Raw genomic sequence first — 18,260 nt, forward strand, 5'->3', positions numbered from 1 at the left:
TTTAGATTGGTCAATCTAAAGTCCTAAGGAAAGCTGCCGAAATGAAGGTGTGTTAACCTTAAGCCAGTGCAGTTTCCTGCCAATGGCGAGACCAGCGAGTGGGATAGTAACGGTGTAGAGTTGGGCAGCTTCTAACGGTTCAATAATGCCTGCGTAATATTGGCGTCCCCCTAAAATGACAAACTCAGCGCCCAAGGGTGCGATCGCTCTCAGTTGATTGATCACCTTGTTGCACCAAGCGCGTCGTTGAAAAGGGCTTAGTTTGTAGGGATTGCACTCGTAGGGTTCAAGAATTTGCTGTGGATGTACAACACCGTGGAGGGCGCTGAGCAGATAAAATTCATTGGCTGTAGCATCGGCGTAACGTCGGGTTGCCTTGAATAGCGGTGAGCAATACAGTTCAATAGCAGGTGCTTTATAGTTGAGCTTTTTCGCCACCCCAGCAATCAGTAAGATCTGACGGTTCGTCTGGGCGTTTCTTTGAGCAGTTACCAGACTTTTGAGATTATGTACAACTCGCCCCAAGTTATTAGGTCTCGTGTTGCAACAGCGGGGTTCGATTCCCAATTTCTTAAGGTGGCGACAGGGATAGCAGTGGCACAGGGGAATAGTAATTCTTTCTTTTTCAGTGCGGTGTCTGACGAGTTTGTCCTCAACCGTTTGCAGGAAATTACCCTGAAAAGCTTCTCTGATATGGGTTGAGCCATCAAATGAGTACACCCTTGGAAGTTGGGCAAAGGCTTTAGCATAGCGTGGGGCGCATAGTCCGAAGATGTGCAGGGAAGTCGAACGGGGGAGTTGGTTAGCAACGGTTTGAATAATAGTTAGGGCGTGGGAGACGTTGCCAATAGTAGCGAGTCCCCCCAATCCGATTAGCTTGTAGCCTAGTTCAACCAAGTCCAAGGCGGCGCGGATTCTTTCAGAAATCGATAATCCATGAGCAACAGCGACAGGAGTTGTATGAGGCAACTGGGTTTTGGCAAGTTTGAAGAAGTTATGGGCGTTAATCCAGTTAAATTCCCTTCTGGCTTCGCGTTGGCAGCGGCTGAGATTGGCGAATAAAATATGGTCGGGTGCAGTGACATAGGTTTCCTGGTTGGGGTGTAAACGTTTTTGGTAAGAGCGAATCGCCCATTGTGCATCAACAATGTCTTGGAAAAGAGTTGGAGTGTCTTGCTTTCGATAAGTCCACGCACCACAATCGCCGAATAAGGGAATAGTAGGATCGGGAAATACGGCGTGCTGATAAGCTAAGGAATATATATAGCCGTAGGGGGTAATCCCAGATCCGATTACGTCCCAAAACCCCAAACGTTTGCCTTGGTATTTGATGAAGTCTCCCTTACCAAATGCCGCAAAAAAACGAGGAGTATTCATTGTTCAAAAAGAGGTGTCATCGCTGGGTAGACGATTGGTGGTAGAGAGGGTTTCGTTCCAGATGATAAATTTCGTTCGCTCATCAGGTTCTAGGGAATCGAGAATTGGCTCAGATGGTTTAGGAAAGTCTAAATTTACGTCTGGGTCAATCAGGGGAAGAGCCGGAAGGTTGAGGAGAATTTCTGTTACTCGTTGGTCGGATAAAGGTTGGGCAGCAAAGGCGTAACTATACCACAGAGAACCATTCTTTGACCTTTGTGGGGACAAAGTAATTTTTGTAACGACATTGGCTAGATTTTTGACCGAATTCCTGTAGTTTAAAAAAGGGGCTAAAGCATTGGATTTGCCGCTATTTAACAGGGCGTAAGCCCAATTATATTGGAAATCGATAAAGCATAGTCCAATCCACTCTTGGGGCGGCATATGGGGAAAAGGTTCGCCAAAGGTGATAGGAGTGGCGTGGAGAATTATGCCTGTGAGCGTGTTTCCTATTTTTTCTAAATAGGAAGAGTTGTTTAGCGTTCTGTAGATGAGTCCAGATTTTCGGTTGAGGCGATATCTGGCAATTTTCATGATTGAGTGCAAGTCGAATAAGGTCAATTTTTTAAGGGATTCATCCACTCTTTCAACCCTGTTCAGGAAGCGTTATCTCCTGATGAGTGGACTGATGCCGTTCAGTTGTGGTCTATCTAGAAAAAATGCTAGCAGCCTTTATTTGTCCAACAGATGTGTGTAGAGCGGAAATCTTCTGCTGTTTGAGAAGGCTTTTTAGGAGGGTCAACGAGAAAGACTCCCCAAGAGATCCACCAAGCTCGGTCAAGCTCTGTAGAGTTCTTAGGGGATTTAACTGCTTCGTTTAGCATTTCTTGACGGAGTTGGCTGATTAAATCAAGTGCCTTTTCTAGTTGGGATAAAACTCTTCGTTGAGTTGCAATCTTTTCGGGATTTCCCAGTAGGGAACGTGCATCTAGCTTCATCCCTACGGTTAGAGGAATAAGAGTGAGATAGTCGGCAACGGCATGATTAAATTGACGAGATTGGGGGTTAGCTAGGTGAAGCGAGACTTGTTGGAGTGCTGGGATTGCTTGGCGTATAGTCTGAGGAGAAATGATACCGAGTTGTGATGTAAATACACCTTGGATGGCATCAAAATTAAGGGAGGTATGGTCAGCAATTTTATCTGCTAATGAAGTAATTTGAGCCAGTTTTTCTTGGAATGTTTTAGCATTATCTCCAAAATAACTCCAGTCTAATTGTTGTAAATTATTGGATTCAACGATAGCTTCTTGATAGCCTTTGCTGAGCTTACTACTAAGGAGATAGGCGAGTTTCTGCTCAGCAACCGTTACAGAGCTACAAGGGTAAACATGGCTTCTGGCTGAATAATTAACTCGTCCATACTCGACGTACAAATTGCCATCGGGCATTAGCCAAGCTTGCCAAAATTTGTTGGCATTGGTCTGTGGGTCTACTTTGATTAAGGATTTGTGAGTAATGGCGAGACTTTTGTCAATCATGAGGGTGCGTTTAATATTAGTTAAATTGAACGCCAGGGCGGTGAAGTCTAATGTTGATGATTCAGAGTTCATAGTTCATGGCTTTTTATTCAACCATGAACCATGAACCGAATTAATTAAAGTCAGATGAATCGGGAAAAATGATATTTCGCTCCCAAGAAACCTGACGATCCGTAACTTCTGGATGGGTACTCGTTCGCGGGTCAGGTGCCGCCCAATGAGCTTGTCCAGAACGCACCCACTCTTCTAAAGCTTCGAGTTCTTGAGAGTTAATAAACTGTGGGGGTTTGATGCTCCCTTGGCGGAGCAGTTCTTCCGTAGTTACCTGAGTAGGACGCTGCTGGGCGTAAGCAATACTGGCACAGGATTCAGTGATATTCCGAATCTCAGCACCCGTGAATCCCGCCGAGGCGATCGCTAATCGAGAAATATCCGCTTGACTCAGAGAAAGTTTGTAGTACTGGAGTTGGACTCTCCAGATTTGTTCTCTGGCTTCAGTATTGGGTAAGGGGACATACCAGACGCGGGAGAAGCGCCTCAGCAGTTCCGGCTTAAATCCCCAGGGGCGGTTAGCTGTTGCCGCAACAAAGACGGATGCACTTCGTTCTTGGAACCATTTTAGGAAATAGCCGAACATCCGCTGACTTGTACCGCCATCAGTTTCATTCCCACTACTACCCGGAAACATCTTATCCATCTCGTCAATAAATAAAATGCACGGTGCCATACTCTCAGCCGCCGCGATCGCGTCTCTGAGATTGGATTCAGATCCACCCAAATCCTTGGTCATCAGCTTGCCTGTATCCAGTACAATCACAGGCAATCCCCATTCTTTGGCAAAACACTTCACCGAAAGACTTTTACCTGTACCCCCAACGCCGACAATTAATGCTCCTTTGGGGAATGGGATGTTATAAAGTTCTTGGGCTTCGGGTTCTAGCAAGGGTGTAATTGTTGTCGCCCATTCTTTGAGAAAGGGCAATCCCTGAACTTCCACATCCGGCGCAGGGGCGTATTCAATTCCCCGGATTGCATACTTCCGGGTTTTGAGTTGGTTGACCACCTCAATAGTCGTTTCATCCAGGCGTCCATGGGTGACGGCGCAGTACTGAATAATATCATCAGCCGCCTCTTGTGTCATTCCCAGGAGGGCGCGAACCAATCGCTTATGGTTTTTGGCGTCCAGTTCAACCGGAAACTCCACGCTTTGCCCTCTGGCACTTTTTTGCAGTGCTTGAATTCGGTAGGACAGAATAGTTTCCGTTTCCACCTCAGAGGGAAGGGGATTTTCCAAATCGACCACTAAATCTTCAAAGGCTCTTGGGGTGATGAGGTTGTCATGTAGGATGATAATTCGGTTAGGCGATCGCTTGGCAGCCGTCCAAGAATCGATCGCCAGTCGCACGAGAACGGGATTGGGATTAATCCCACCGACAAAGGGGTACAAGTCTTTAATCAGAAACAGAGTCCGATTGGGGGAGGAAGACTGACATTCGGCTTCGATATGTTTGAGTAATGCTTCAACAGGATGTCCTTGGGCTTTATAGTTAGCCGCCGGAGACTTTTTGAAGCCTGTAATTTGACTATTTCTGGTTGTTGGTTCAACTTTCTGAAGCCCTTTGGCTAAATCCCAGATGTAGAACTCAAAGGGTCTATTTCCTGCCAAATCAGCAATGTCACTGGCAATTTTATCCGTGACCGCTAATTCGCAACTGGTGGGACTATTAATCGCAACGGTGGCAATTCCGGCATTGAACAGTCGCCGGATTTCTTGAGTGTCCAGTGCCATATTATTCTCCAATATTGATGTGGTCGGTGAGGGTAACAGAGGAGTCTTGGTAGTATTCCGGTTTAAGGGTTGTGGAGGCAGTTCCTAATTTATCCAAAGCCTGTGTGAGTTTTGTACAAGTCGAACCTTGGGCATTAAGAACTTCCACTTTCAGAGGTTGTCCGGCTTTGAGAGTGATTTGAATTTGAGTTGGGGAGTTCATCATTTGTTCCATTAGTAAAAAAAAGCAAAGGAGATGCAAGGAAGCACCTCCTTCATGGGTGGTTGGACAGGTAGTGAATTACCAAGTAGCCGTAGCTTCAACGGATTCAGTCAGACTGGGTTTTTGGCTAAGGGTAATCCGGGTTGAGCCGTCTTCTAGAGCGGTTTCCGTGTAGTTCCAGAGTTCTGGAGGATAATGGATGTTGATGTAAGCGCGATCGTGGGCAAGTTGCACTTCATCAACAAAGGTATTGACCGGAGAACTATAGCCACCCTTCACGTCTTTAGTAAAGGCTTTCCCTAAAGCATTCTGATTAAAATCCCAAGGGTCAGCTTGGAGTTGAAACCCTCCTTCTTGTTCATCCCAAAGGAAACCTACATCTAACAAAGCCGAGTGAGACGGAGTATTCAAATAGGTGCGCCGAATGACGATTTGTCCATAGGCGATATCGCGGCGGGAATAGTCGCTAATTAACTTGACGGGAGAATCATGAACTTCAAGTTGAGCCTTGATTCCCTTGGCAGCCAGCAGGTTCGTTAGACCTTGGGTGAGAGCTTCCGAGTCAGTTAGTTTTGTGGTAATTGATGAAAAATGAGACATAATTTTTGTCAGCAAAAATTGGCTTACTTTGGGAAAAAACCGAAAAAACAGTCATGGGTAACCAATCACGAATTACCGTTGAAAATTACCCATTCAGAGCGATCAAGTCCTTCTTCTTGAGCCAGTTCTATGAGTTTTCGCTGTTCTCCCAGCAGTCGCTGGTAGATTTGATTCATTTTTTCTTGGAGCGCTCCTTTGCCCTGGGAATCGAGCTTTTTAGCATCGACTGAGGCAGTTTCTAAGACCTTTTGGATGCGCTCCATGAGTTGTGCTAAGGTGGAAGAACTATTCGGGCTAGCATTGCCAATGAGAACCTGAATTTTTTGCAGATGTTTTTCAATTCGTTTGCGGAATCGAGCCGGCTTTTTACCCGGTTCCCATTGGCTCAAATCTTCGAGCAGTTGAACAGCGAGTTGCTGACCGCCAGCAATGGCAGCTTTTTCGAGACTGGCTTGGAGATTAGAGTCATATTCGGCGATAAATTGAGTAATTCGGTTTAAACAATCGGCTTGTTCTTGGTTGAGTTGTTCGGATAAAGCCGGGATAATAACTGGGCGACCAATGATGACTTGTAGGTAATCTTCTAACTCTTCAAACTTGGGAAACTTAGTGATTAATTCAGTGCGGGCTACTTCCCGCTCATCATCTGTGAGGTTCCACGCTTGGGCGCTGAGGAATTCTTCAATACGACTTTCAAATTCTGCTCGTCCAGATGCATACTTTTGTTTGAGTTCTTGGCGCAGAGAGGGGGCAAGAACGTCTCGAATTTCTATCAGCCGTTGCCAGACTAAGGGTGCCAGTTCTATAGTGCAGATATAATCGCCATCATCAAGGGTCATCCAATCTTTAATTGAATCGATTTCACGTCGCAGTTGGGTTGTGGCTTCATCAAGGGCTTTGAAGCAGGAGATTCCCCGCAATCCGACTTCGGAACGGGTGACTTTTTCTAAGTCAGAGGATGTATGTTCTTCGCCGTCTGTTTTTGCAGTATTCGCTTTGAGAATTTGCTGCCACTTGGGTGCAGTTTTGCGGGTGGTGTTTTTCAGTCCAATTTTGAAGCGGATGCGGGTTTTATTGAGGGCAGATAAGTTGTGTTGTTGGATAGTGGCGTTTTGTAGGAAGGTGGCTTGTTCGACGGTTGCTGGGGTCATAGTCAGTTATTACAAATTGTTTCGCGCTTTTTTGAGCAGTCGCGATAGCATTGGGTAAGTAAAAAGCATCTGATTGAGTGAAGCGAAGGGTAAAAATATAAACGTAAAAAGACGTAAGAATTGGTAAAAATAGACTTACCAACAATCAATCCTTAGCCATCAAAGCCTGGGATGCTGCCTTAATTTGGGCAATAGCATGAGCTCTTTGTTTCATGGCTTGAACACCACTTGGAGGGAATAACTTGCGCGGGAACCCCAAATAATAATTCATCAGTTGCTCATCGTCTGTGACTTGCCAATATCCATCATTCATCTTAGCGATCGCTGTTACTCTGGTATGATGGTTATGACTGTTGAGCGAACCCAGCACGCCGCCAAAACTTCTTATCCCTTTATTCTGAATTAGCAACCCTCGTTTTAACTGGGCATTGTTCAGCCGTCTCCAAGTGTGGAAAGTTTGTCGAATGGCTCGGATAAAAATTGAGTGACCCAACCCGTTGGTGCTTTGACCACTTTGTAATAAATTTTGTAAGGATTCTTTTTCTACCATCAACTCCTCCGGATAACTCCCAAAATTTATATACTGGAGGAGCCAATTAATCCTTTTAACCTTGTCAGTTAAATGATTAAAACTATATTTACTTAATTCATTAAACTCTACCTCAGATTGTTCTCTGTTGTCGGTAATTGGACAGGTTGAGAGATTCAAAATATAAGTCCAATCACAGTATTGGAATGACCATTGCCTATTCCTCAAGGTATCCGCTTTTTCGCCTAACCACCAGATGACATCAACTCCAGCATTAAACAATGCCATTGATTGATAGTTTAATTCTTGGGGTTTGATGGGTTCCGTTGCTACCATTAACGCAACCATATACCCGGTTGGGAATATAGCAACAACATCGGCAATCCTATCGTGGTTAGGCGCTACACTCACGGGGAAATCAGTACCGACAATAGCACCGCTGTACTGCTCCAGTTCTTCCTCCAGATAGGACTTCAGGTGATTTTTGGCAAGTGAATGTACTTCAGTTGATTCAGAACGCCTAAAATCTGGGTAGTGCTGGCAATATTTGGCTTCGCCTGCGTCCGCTTTGCGAATGTCATCGACTTCCTCCAGGCGCATCAGCAAGCGATACGCTGTCCACCGTACCTGCCACGCCGAATCGTGCAATGCTTTGATGACAAGGGTTTTCCCTTGGTCTGGGTATTCCAATGCTTTGAAAAGAGCAGCACATCGGGTTTCCTCACTAGAACTGGCAAGTTGTTGTTGAACTCCGTCAATTCCTCCTAAAACTAAGGAGCCGATAGGATTGGGTGTTTGTCCACCCATAACGACGTCGTAATCCTTGGGGTCGGTCATCAGTTAATGTTTGAGCTGGGCAGTTCATCTCAGTTCCACAAGCTGTCCGAAACTGGGACAGTCTGGTAAATATGATACGCCGGAAGCCCCACGCTGTCCTCCGCCAGAATCGTCATTCGTCCTTTGTAAGAGTTTGAGGCTTGTTTACATAATTTAATATAGTTGAGTTTATTTCCACCAACCTACTTAAAGATGAAAACGCTAAGAAATATTGTTAGTCAACCCACATAAGCCAGCATAACCAATCCCAATCGCATCCACTGAATCATCAACGGGAAGATTCTCTAAATCAAACAGCGCACTCAAGATTTCAGCGACTTCACCTTTAGACGCTCGCCCATCGCCCAGATGGGCTTTCCAACTCGATTGATGCAGCAAAACTGGAATAATCTCAGCTTCCCGATAGCAAACCAAGTTGATAATTCCAACCGCCTGTAAAACTCCCCCGGCTGCCTTGATTTGTCGGGAAAAAAAGGGCATTTCTAATGCCGCCTTAGTAGGTTCAAACTCTTCCATCAATGTGACCAAATCCTCCTCCAATTCAGCTAAGCGTTCCGGAGTTGATAAGGTTTTCTCTGTTTCAATTGTTCCGTAGTCAATCAGACAGACCGTCCCGTTACTGTCTGTTGTTAAAATTGACCAGCCGACGGTAGCTAGTCCAGGGTCAATACCAAGCCAGGTATCTTCTGCATTCATAGGAGTTGAGATTTCAGCCATTTTTGCTTATTATACTTCTCCTAGGGTGACATAAGAACGATACTACTACTAATTCATGTCTCATTTACCGGGTTATAATCTGAAACAATAATGTTGTTTTTATTTTTAACAACTTGCCAGTACCAAGTGCGGATGCAATATCGGATATGCTTTTGCAGCGATTGTGTAATCGAAGTCTTTTGAGCATAGCACCAGTTCCAGCGCTCAGCATCTTCTTCCGGTGTCATGAATGAGCGCGTACAGAAACCACTGAACAATTGCCTAGCACTGTCCGAAAAAGGCTGATTCATTAACTGCACATAGCGTTCTACGGTGAGCAGTTCCAGTCCAATAGCTATTGCTGCATTGTTGCGTCCAGAGCCTTTTGGGACACCGGAATCAAGGAGCGATCGCACTTTTATTCGGCAGCAGTAGTATAGAGGTATTGCTAGGGGAATAGGAAGCGGAATTTGATTGAAATGTTGGATGGTTAAAGGGTTAGGAAAGTCTATAGGTTTAGGAATCGGTGAAGTTTTAGGTAAAACCACAAGAGGAGATGAGTTCGTACAGGATTGAAATTGAGGTACAGCATTTCGTAGCCTTTCGTAACCATAAACCCTTCCCGTTTCTGTAATAATTTGCGACAAATTGCATAGCCAATCCGAATTTCCCCAAGCCTTGGGTAAAATGTGCCAAGTGCCAGCTAACCGCATGAGACGGGCGGGATTTTTGAGGCTGCGGTCAGCATCTGCGTATTCTAGTAAATCACGCTGAAGATGACACCATTGCTCAACTCCAATTGGTTCATCAAACACCCAATAGGAGTGAATTGACCGACCTCCTGTATCCACCTGAAACGTTGGTGCAGGAAGTTCTAGTTCCTGCCACAAATTCACCTGCTTTAATTTATCTAGGTAGTCGTGTTCATAGAATACAGCGCGACCCTGTGAGATATCCTTATTCTTATATCCACCACCATTAACCACCAGATAGACTCCGCGACCATAAGATTGATAAGTTTCGATAGCCGCCCAGCTTAATCGATTCAGTTTACAACCTTTGTCTAGACGTTTGCGAGAATCCTGGGAATGAAATAAGCAGGTGAGGTTGAGTTTATCGGTTGGTTGATAAGAGAGAAACTCTAAGTGTTTTAACACTTGATAGCAGTCAGGTTGAGGAAAAGTCATCTTAGGCGTCGCTTTATTTATGAAGGGCTTTAATTGCCGTCAGAGCCAACCTATTAAGTTTGGCGATTATTAAAATTTTTGACGATAGCCAGAGCCTCTGTGTGACAGTCTTGCCAGAGGTGAAACGGAAAAGTAATCTCTTGAAGTCCTTGTGAATGGGTCGCAACTAAAATTGATATTTTTTGCACTTGAGAGTTGGGATAGTTGATATCAAGTACCAACTTATACAGCCACGTTTGAAGAAGGGCGCGGCGAAAAATAGGAGTTGTCCATTCCCAGGTTGGTAGAGATGGACAATTTACCCCTTTCATTTTCCGTTTCCACAGAGGCCAGACACCTTGATAACCTCGGTTGCCAATCGGGTAGCCATCGAAGGTTTTGAATTCCAAAAGCCAGCGCTCTCCCGTTTCTAATTCAATGACAGCATCTGGTGTACCGGCAAAAAAAAGTGGACGGTGAGCAATGGTTTTTTCGAGGGCAATAATGTGGTACGGTGGTAGAGTTTGCAAGTAGGGAGAGAGAGCTTCCCAATACTCCCTGATTTCATCATTAATTTCAGGAAAAGCATTTCCCTGGAGAAAGTCTTGAGCCGCTGCGTGCAATGTCGTTCCTTCAAAAGCCCGTTGTTGGCGTCGTTGAGACCAAGCACCTTCCCCATGGATTAAGTCGTATTGTTTCTGTTTTTTTTCCCAGTTAGTCGGAAAGGCTGTATCAATAATTTCTGTAACGCTGGGGTAGAGTATTCCATCAACGTCTCGCATTTTTTGTATTCCTTTGTATGAGACAATAGGGCAGGAGGTAACTTAATCGACTAACCTTCTGCCCAGAAGTCGGCTTCAAGCCGTTTGCGGTAAAGCTGGTTGGTTGGAGGGACTTCCCGCTAGAGCCATTAAAGCTTTCTCCGCCGCTTTTTCTGTGACCTCATGGATGAGTAAGTCAGTGTGCTTTTGTCCGATGATTTGAGCCACTTCAATAGCATCCTGTTCGAGTTCCGTTTCGGGTTGACGGACGTTCCACGTTAAATGAAAATAGGGTTTAATTCCTTTGTCACACTTGACAATTTCTGTGGTATAAATTTGGGAGACAATGGTTTGGCTAATCTGGGTTTTGATATAATCCTTAGCACTGGCATATTGTTTAGAGAGTTGAGCCTTATTTCCTTCCCAGTTTAAAAAGGCTTCCTGTTCAATTGGGCGGATGAGAATGGAAAACTCATCCATTGAATGACCCCGCATTAAAAAGTGGGACACGATTTGCGGTCGCATTTTACCGGGATTTTCTTGTTTAGTTTTATTGTCATATATCCAGCTTTTTAAGGGAATGAACCAAATTTCCTGAAACAGTTCATTACAATAAAATTCGCCCAAGGTTAAATGACGCCGAGCTTTGTAGCCTTGTCGCATTGGATAGATGATCACGAGTTCGACTTTATGAGCCACGATTGCGGCTTGAAATGAACCATCTTGGTAGGCTTCAGTTAAATCTGCTCCGAATAGCGTGTCTACAAAAGCGCCACCATCGCAACGGAGGTAGTAGTCTTGGCTAATAGTACCCAGGAGGGCGCTGTAATTTCTAGAGCTAGAGGTGATAATTTCCATGAGAACTCAAGAGTCAAGTTTTTGCGTTGTTTTGGAGCAGTCGCACTTTTTTCCGAAGGGAGAAGATAAAAAATGTTCTTGTTGAAGATTCGCTTTTGCCCGAATAGGGATAGAATTAGGTTGATTTTTGTAATGCTGGAATTGCCTCGTCATTCCACTCTACGTAGAAGTGATTGCCAATCTGAATATCTTGACCCTGCCTAATGTTGACGTTATACTTGTCTAGTTGTCGGGCAATCTGGTGTTGTCGTAGCCTCTCTTGGTCAGCATCGCCCATACTCAACAACTGACGCATCAGTTTGAAATCCCAAGGAGATGCTGGAGATGAGTGATGAGCTATCCCCTCCCAACCTACAAGAGGCAGAGGCTCTATTATCTGACCTGTTTCAAGAGGTTCAAAGGTGGGAAGGAACTTTAGCGGGTGGAACAAAACTGGGCGTGGGGGTCTAACTACAAATTCTATCTTGTAGTTCAATACACTGATAAACATAAAGTTTAAGGCTAGGAAAAGTTTCAATGCCCAAAGTTTTTATCATTCCGCACTATCACTATAAAAATCAATTTTCTAAATTTTTAAGTAAGGCAAATCAAACTCAGGAAAGTTTTGAATTCTATCTTTTGCCTCCAGAGACTGAGAATGAGACACCACTAAGAAAAACTGTTGCTGATTATACAGAAATTCTAGCCTTTCTAGATAATCAAAAGAAACGGATGGGATTAAGTTTAGAAGATCTTCTTATAGCTTTCTACGATGGTGTAATCACTGCATCAGAACACGGTCTTACCAATCTATTTATTGCTGGAGCTAATCGAGAAGATCCTTATCCTTGCACTGCTGCGGTTTCTTTAAAATTTATTTCATGGGGTATCCTTGAGCAAAAATATGACTATTCACTCCAGCGTCATGCTTTATTTCATCTTGTCATGTGTACTTTAATTGGTGCCTATACAAAAGTTGCTGCCCATCAACAAACTTACGGGTGTCTTCTTGATTTCAACAACCAACTGGTTGATTTCAATCGTAAGCTTCAGATGGGTTATTATTTATGCTCAAACAACCAAAGTGATTGCTATGCTGCTATGCAGTCTGAGCGTTATGGCAAGTCAATCATTAGACTAGGTGAAGTTCTAAGAGATGATGTTGATAAGGAAGAGGTTATAAAAATTATTCAGAATATACAGCAGATAATGACTTCAAATGAGCTAGGCAACATTCTGGATCGCATAGTCAATGGTCAGCATACTGAAGCTGACATCGCTACCTTGCATCGGTTACTGAGTGAAGGGAAGCACGAGCGTCTGTTGCAAGTGGGGAAATACCACGTCAACATTGGTCAGGGACAAGATATCAAGGTTGGCGATCGCGTTTACCAAGGACTCGATGCAGAAGCTGTTCGAGAAGTAGTTCGTGCTGTACTTCAAGGTTATAACGCCAGCGACATTCGCGGAATTGTGCGCTCTGTTCTCAAAGAAGATTTTCCCAACATGGCTCAACCTGACCACTCTCAAAGTAGCTTACAGAAAACGATTTTAGTCCTCGCCTCCAGCCCCAAAAATGAAGCGAGACTGCGCTTAGATCAAGAAGTGCGGGAAATTGATGAAGGGTTGCGACGGTCACAGCAACGAGACAAGTTTACTCTACAGCAACGCTGGGCGGTTCGTCCTGATGATTTGCGCCGTGCCTTGTTAGATTTGAATCCTCAGATTGTTCACTTTTGCGGACATGGTTCGGGGGAAGATGGTTTAGTTTTAGAAGATAATGCTGGGTTAGCACAACTTGTACCCACTCAAGCCTTGGCAAATTTATTCAAACGATTTGCGACGCGAGGACTCGAATGTGTGGTTCTTAATGCTTGCTATGCAGAGGTTCAAGCTAACGCGATCGCCGAACATATTGATTATGTTGTCGGGATGAATAGTTCGATTGGAGATAAGGCAGCGATTAAGTTTGCAGTTGGTTTCTATGATGAACTGGGGGCAGGTTACTCGTATGAAGATGCTTATCACGGTGGTTGTGACGCGATCGCGCTGCAAGGAATTCCCGAAGAACATATCCCAGTCTTGAAACAGCTAAAAAAAAAGTCCAATTAGAGCCAGCCAATCGAGTTGATGAACTGGTTCAACAAGTGCGATCGCGCCTCCACGATGACATCCAATCTTTACATGGCACGATGCCGCTTTGGGGTGTGGATCGTTGGGTGCCGTTGGGTGAGTTGTTTGTGGATGTCAATATTCTGGAGGAGTTGAGCAGTAGTCGTCGCTCGGAACTGGATGACCTGTGGCAGAATTTCAGCCACAATCCCAGCTATCGCAGTTTAGATCGCATTGGCTTGGGCAAAGAGCGGCAACGGGTGTCAGGGTTGGAGGTGTTGGCGAGGAATACGAACCTGATGGTAGTGGGTAAACCGGGTTCGGGGAAGACGACGTATTTGCAGCGAGTGGTGACGGAGTGTAATGCGGGAAATTTACAAGCGCACCGGATTCCCGTGTTGATTAAACTGCGAGAGTTTGTGGAGGATGGGCGTGAGGTTGCCTATTCGCTGGAGCGTTATCTAGAGCGGTGCTGGCGGTTATCGGATGCCGAAACTCAGTTGGTACTCGATCGAGGTCGGGCGTTGGTGCTGCTGGATGGGTTGGATGAGGTGACGGGGGAGGATGGGAAGAACATCACGAAGCAAATCAAGCGGTTTGCTCGTGCCTATCCGCAGGTGCAGGTGATTGTGACGTGTCGGACGCAAAGCCAGGAATCGCGGTTTGAGCGGTTTGATTATGTGGAGGTGGCAGATTTTAATGAGCCGCAGGTGAGGGCATTTGCCGAGCATTGGTTTAAGACGGTGATGGGGGATGAGTCGGCGGGACTGGCGAGGGCGCGGGAGTTTCTGGGGCTGCTCTTTTTGGAGGCGAATAAGCCGATTCGGGAGTTGGCGATTACGCCGATTTTGCTGAGTTTAACCTGTGCGGTGTTTCACCAGACGGGGAAGTTTTACTCGAAGCGTTCCAAACTCTATGAAGAGGGGTTGGAGTTACTGCTGGAGCAATGGGACAAGTCGCGGGAGATTGAGCGGGATGAGATTTATCGGGATTTGTCGGTGGAGCGAAAGCTGGAGTTATTGAGCTATCTGGCGGTGAAGAAGTTCGAGCAACCGCAGTATGTATTGTTTGAGCAGGCGGAGATTGAGGGGTATATTGCGGAGTTTTTGGGGATTGGACAGCGGGATAGTCGGGTGGTGTTGAGGGCGATTGAATCTCAGCATGGGTTGTTGATTGAGCGAAGTCAGAAAGTTTGGTCATTTTCACATCTGACGTTTCAAGAGTATCTCACTGCCAAATGGTTCGTTGACCATGCTCATTGGCAAAGTTTAGCCAACTATATTACGGACAACCGCTGGAGAGAAATATTTTTGTTAGTAGCGGTCATGGTCAGGGATGCTAATGAATTACTGCTATCAATGAAGATCAAGGCTTATGAAATCATTGCATTGCATGACAAGTTACAGCAGTTTTTCAACTGGATCGTATCCAAGTATTTTTCAATTAAAATTAATAACTTGTCTCTCAATGAGTTTGAAAAAAAGGTATATGGTTTGAATGAGTGTTTGTGTTTAATAATTAGTTATGGATTTAGCGATCAGCTCGCAATTAAAAATAGCTTATTTTTAAATTTTATTGACATTAATACAAGGCATATCAACAATTTTAAACTTAATCGCATAAAAAAACTATTTATAGATAGTCAAAAAAATGAATTCAATTTAAGTGATATCGACTTGAGTGAATCAATTATCTTAAGTAAGATCGATTCGAGTGAACCAATCATTGCAAGTTTTAAAAAACTTAAACTTTTTGGGTTAGCACTTGTGTTTTTAGGATTTCAATTTATTATTGCAAATGGTGAGCAACAAAAAATGGATTCAATAAAAGGAGAAATCGAACCCATTAAAAAAGAAATTAAAAAAAAACTAAATGATTTAGAGACAAACAAAGATGATTTTACGTCTATTAAATTATATATAAATGCCAATTATTTGATTTTATCATGTTTATTAATATCAGTAATAGGTATAGAGATTGATCGCTATTGGGTGGAAGTTGGGCAACTTCTGACTCATCTCGACTACCATTGAGAATGCGATCGAGCATCGCTATCAACTCATCAGGGGTAGGCATTTACTGAAGGTTAACATGGGGCTATTTGCTTCATTTTAGTATGCCCATCAACTTTCTCAAACTGTAAGTACTTGTACTCAGTGCTTTGACATTACCAGGTAGGGGAAAGAGAATAGAGTAAGACTCTGTGGAAGAAAAAAGTAAGTGTTGGCTCGGCTCCTCAAGCCTAGAACAGGCTTTCCGATGCCAAATATTCAACTAAATCGAATTGACAGGTTTGTCGAATTTATATAACTGTCGATAGGCTTGAGGAAGCCAATCCGGATAGATAGTACAATCTCTCTCTTTTAAAACGAGATACAGAATGCCACTTCCAGGATTTCGATTAGCTTTGATTCGAGTTAGAGCAATATAGAGAGTATTCCACTCCTGTTGAAGTTCTTCTAGAGATTGTTGGGAGTGGGTAAAGGGGATCTCCTCTGGATAGAGGAGGAAAACGACTTCAGCTTCTGCACCTTTAGCACTGTGAATACTGAGTAAGTGAATGGATGTAGACTTCCTAGAGTTGAAAATTTGATTAATCGTTGTTTGCCACTTTTGGAGCGTGGCAGGTTTGTAAGTATCGTAAAGGGTGCGGATACTTTCTATAAAGTCGGCAAATTCTGCTAGTCGGGTTGGAGCATCTGGAGACTGTTCGAGAAAATGACGAGTTTTGGCGGCGTAAACGTCCAGTTTGTGTTCAAAAGTTAGGGGATTATATGGCTTTTCGGCGATGCGCTTTATTTCTTTGAACAAATAATCTCCGGCTTTTTCGTCTTTTATCGTGGCAGTTTTTCCGGTGGCAATAATTCGGATAGCGCTTTGAATGAGAGTCGAGTTTTTCCGGCTTACTATTAAATAGGTGAGAGTGGAGTCTGTGAAGCATTTTAATAAGTCAGCGCTGGAAATAATTCGGATTTCCCCTTGAGGAGCATTCGGGTGAGCTTGGATAGGGATGTGTGGGAATATATCTCTGACGAGTTGGAGGTGAAGCTGACCGCAGCGGTAATTGAGGGGACTCTCAAATACTTGGCAATTGAAGCGAGACATAATCTTTGCCAGTCCATCACTTAAACACCCTCGAAAATGGTATACTGATTGATTAGGATCACCAACGGCAATCAAGAAAGATTGGGATGAAGTAATTAGAAGTTGCAGCATAGAAAGCTGAAGGTTATCGACATCTTGAGCTTCGTCTATGAGGATAACTTTGAGGCGATTTTTTAATCTCGCGATCGCACCTTTAAAAAACGGAATCTCCTGGCATTTCCAGGGAATCCAGACCATATCCGTTGTGTCAATTTGGTTTCTAAATAGAGCCTCTTCTTCCCCTCTGTCTAAGCAGTCTTTCGCCGCTTGAGCAACTCGATTGAAGTCAGTAACTGATAGGTTGTAGGTTTGGTTGAGGGTTTGGATATTTTCTGGGTTGGGTTGGTAGGCGTATAGGCGTAAGAGTTCCAACAGTTTGATAAAGGCTTTCTCATTAAGAATCGCCGGATAGTCCGAATTGGCAACAAGTCGTCCTAATCTGCCAACATTTCCGGTAATCCAGCCTAACTTAGAGGCAATAGTTTCATATTTGTAGGGGTTAACGTTGGCAGTACTGACATTCAAAGCCTCCCTGTATATAGAATAAGCTAAAGAATGAATAGTTCGGACAGTTCGACCCCACTTTGTCCCCAATTTTGATTGGATACACTTCCTTAAATCGTCTTTATTTTTAGTCCCAAAAACTAGGATAACCATCTCTTCCGGCTGAAGCCCCTGCTTCTGAATCGTTTCAGCAATTAGAGTAATCAGTGTGGATTTTCCCGTTCCGGCTAAAGCGATGACACCGATTCCTGATTTAATGGGTAGAATTAAGTTTTGGGAGACAGCGTTAAGGATACAGGTTTGATAAGGTGATGGGGTTAGCTTTTGCAGCATGATTTGATAAAGATGAATTCAACAACTATTGCTAGAAAATACGGCATATTCGGGACTGACTGATGAGCTTCACTTCCAACTCAAAAATCTACACACCCTCCCTAACTCTTGGGAATTCATGATGCAGCGTACAGGCGCACATAGAGGAAGTGGTTCGTCATTCCCTCAGACGCATTTATCCTTGTATCGATTGCTTCTGATACCACTGAATAAAGGATTTAGCTCCACCTCTGAATGTCTTTTTCACACCCGCTACCCGCCAACGTCCTGTGTGAGGATAAAAATCCACTTTCGGCTTATTTTCCTCGCGAAATAGCATCGTAACTTTCTGTTGACCAGCCCATTTAAAGGGAATTTGAGCGGATTCGATTATCGCTGTATTTTGTTGATACCATTGAGCATGGCGTTCTTGTCTAATTTGGCGGAGAATATTGTCGCTCATGAGTACTACTCTAAAAATCTCTAATCGTGTAGGCGCGTTTTGGAAAGCAGTCGCTCACCCATTACCGATGGGTTTTGAGCCAAGCTAACTGTTGACCAATTCCTAACCCTTGCAGAGGAATACTGAAAATTCGGGAAGAAAGACTTGGACTATCGTCGAGTTGGGAACCGAGTGGTGGACAATTCCAGATGTCCATCCCCAGGGGATTTTGATTTTGTAATGCTGTTCTTGTCAGGTTGGGGCGAAGCAGATAAACTGGGAAA

General features: G+C 44.2%; 19 protein-coding genes. 3 read left to right on the forward strand and 16 right to left on the reverse strand.

Features of this window, described 5'->3' with window-relative positions:
* Window positions 1-15: 15 nt before the first annotated feature.
* From MC7420_RS19825 to MC7420_RS37090, 13 genes are all read right to left on the reverse strand, one after another.
* Complete coding sequence (locus MC7420_RS19825) at window positions 16-1,377, reverse strand: DUF6884 domain-containing protein (protein ID WP_006102377.1); 1,362 nt, start codon at window positions 1,375-1,377, stop codon at window positions 16-18.
* A 3-nt stretch (window positions 1,378-1,380) separates the two neighbouring features.
* Window positions 1,381-1,950 (reverse strand): hypothetical protein, encoded by a 570-nt coding sequence (locus MC7420_RS19830; protein ID WP_157453245.1) that lies wholly within the window; start codon window positions 1,948-1,950, stop codon window positions 1,381-1,383.
* Between the two features lie 128 nt (window positions 1,951-2,078).
* Window positions 2,079-2,966 (reverse strand): WGR domain-containing protein, encoded by an 888-nt coding sequence (locus tag MC7420_RS19835; RefSeq protein ID WP_006102427.1) that lies wholly within the window; start codon window positions 2,964-2,966, stop codon window positions 2,079-2,081.
* A 40-nt stretch (window positions 2,967-3,006) separates the two neighbouring features.
* On the reverse strand, window positions 3,007-4,683 hold the full coding sequence (locus MC7420_RS19840) for an AAA family ATPase (RefSeq protein WP_006102483.1): 1,677 nt from the start codon (window positions 4,681-4,683) through the stop codon (window positions 3,007-3,009).
* A 1-nt stretch (window position 4,684) separates the two neighbouring features.
* Window positions 4,685-4,888 carry a DUF2997 domain-containing protein gene (locus MC7420_RS19845; protein ID WP_198016503.1) on the reverse strand — a complete coding sequence of 68 codons (204 nt, stop codon included), beginning with the start codon at window positions 4,886-4,888 and terminating at the stop codon, window positions 4,685-4,687.
* A 75-nt stretch (window positions 4,889-4,963) separates the two neighbouring features.
* Window positions 4,964-5,485, reverse strand: coding sequence for a hypothetical protein (locus MC7420_RS19850; RefSeq protein WP_006102573.1), 522 nt, complete (start codon window positions 5,483-5,485; stop codon window positions 4,964-4,966).
* 65 nt (window positions 5,486-5,550) lie between these two features.
* Complete coding sequence (locus MC7420_RS19855; RefSeq protein ID WP_006102554.1) at window positions 5,551-6,636, reverse strand: hypothetical protein; 1,086 nt, start codon at window positions 6,634-6,636, stop codon at window positions 5,551-5,553.
* Window positions 6,637-6,781: 145 nt separating this feature from the next.
* Window positions 6,782-8,002 carry a hypothetical protein gene (locus tag MC7420_RS19860; protein ID WP_157453246.1) on the reverse strand — a complete coding sequence of 407 codons (1,221 nt, stop codon included), beginning with the start codon at window positions 8,000-8,002 and terminating at the stop codon, window positions 6,782-6,784.
* Between the two features lie 201 nt (window positions 8,003-8,203).
* Complete coding sequence (locus MC7420_RS19865) at window positions 8,204-8,719, reverse strand: crossover junction endodeoxyribonuclease RuvC (RefSeq protein WP_044208371.1); 516 nt, start codon at window positions 8,717-8,719, stop codon at window positions 8,204-8,206.
* A 53-nt stretch (window positions 8,720-8,772) separates the two neighbouring features.
* Window positions 8,773-9,885, reverse strand: a complete 1,113-nt coding sequence (locus MC7420_RS19870; protein ID WP_006102396.1) for a hypothetical protein — start codon at window positions 9,883-9,885, stop codon at window positions 8,773-8,775.
* A 53-nt stretch (window positions 9,886-9,938) separates the two neighbouring features.
* Complete coding sequence (locus MC7420_RS19875; RefSeq protein ID WP_006102527.1) at window positions 9,939-10,646, reverse strand: hypothetical protein; 708 nt, start codon at window positions 10,644-10,646, stop codon at window positions 9,939-9,941.
* A 75-nt stretch (window positions 10,647-10,721) separates the two neighbouring features.
* Complete coding sequence (locus MC7420_RS19880; RefSeq protein WP_006102433.1) at window positions 10,722-11,483, reverse strand: hypothetical protein; 762 nt, start codon at window positions 11,481-11,483, stop codon at window positions 10,722-10,724.
* Window positions 11,484-11,598: 115 nt separating this feature from the next.
* Entirely contained in the window at window positions 11,599-11,778 is a 180-nt protein-coding gene (locus tag MC7420_RS37090; protein ID WP_006102441.1) for a hypothetical protein, read from the reverse strand.
* Between the two features lie 29 nt (window positions 11,779-11,807).
* On the opposite strand from MC7420_RS37090, the gene MC7420_RS43425 reads away from it, so the two are divergent.
* The 3 genes from MC7420_RS43425 (at window position 11,808) to MC7420_RS19895 (ending at window position 15,607) form a co-directional block, all read left to right on the forward strand.
* On the forward strand, window positions 11,808-11,933 hold the full coding sequence (locus MC7420_RS43425; protein ID WP_269546321.1) for a hypothetical protein: 126 nt from the start codon (window positions 11,808-11,810) through the stop codon (window positions 11,931-11,933).
* A gap of 66 nt (window positions 11,934-11,999) precedes the next feature.
* Entirely contained in the window at window positions 12,000-13,574 is a 1,575-nt protein-coding gene (locus tag MC7420_RS42710; protein ID WP_006102533.1) for a CHAT domain-containing protein, read from the forward strand.
* A 35-nt stretch (window positions 13,575-13,609) separates the two neighbouring features.
* Window positions 13,610-15,607 (forward strand): NACHT domain-containing protein, encoded by a 1,998-nt coding sequence (locus MC7420_RS19895; RefSeq protein WP_006102401.1) that lies wholly within the window; start codon window positions 13,610-13,612, stop codon window positions 15,605-15,607.
* A gap of 241 nt (window positions 15,608-15,848) precedes the next feature.
* On the opposite strand, the gene MC7420_RS19900 is transcribed toward MC7420_RS19895, so the two are convergent.
* The 3 genes from MC7420_RS19900 to MC7420_RS43430 form a co-directional block, all read right to left on the reverse strand.
* Complete coding sequence (locus tag MC7420_RS19900) at window positions 15,849-17,555, reverse strand: UvrD-helicase domain-containing protein (protein WP_006102535.1); 1,707 nt, start codon at window positions 17,553-17,555, stop codon at window positions 15,849-15,851.
* A gap of 175 nt (window positions 17,556-17,730) precedes the next feature.
* Window positions 17,731-17,997, reverse strand: coding sequence for a hypothetical protein (locus MC7420_RS19905; RefSeq protein ID WP_006102482.1), 267 nt, complete (start codon window positions 17,995-17,997; stop codon window positions 17,731-17,733).
* A gap of 61 nt (window positions 17,998-18,058) precedes the next feature.
* Window positions 18,059-18,193 carry a hypothetical protein gene (locus MC7420_RS43430; RefSeq protein ID WP_006102462.1) on the reverse strand — a complete coding sequence of 45 codons (135 nt, stop codon included), beginning with the start codon at window positions 18,191-18,193 and terminating at the stop codon, window positions 18,059-18,061.
* Between the last annotated feature and the right edge of the window lie 67 nt (window positions 18,194-18,260).

It is taken from the genome of Coleofasciculus chthonoplastes PCC 7420, from assembly GCF_000155555.1.
Classification (GTDB): Bacteria; Cyanobacteriota; Cyanobacteriia; order Cyanobacteriales; family Coleofasciculaceae; genus Coleofasciculus; species Coleofasciculus chthonoplastes_A.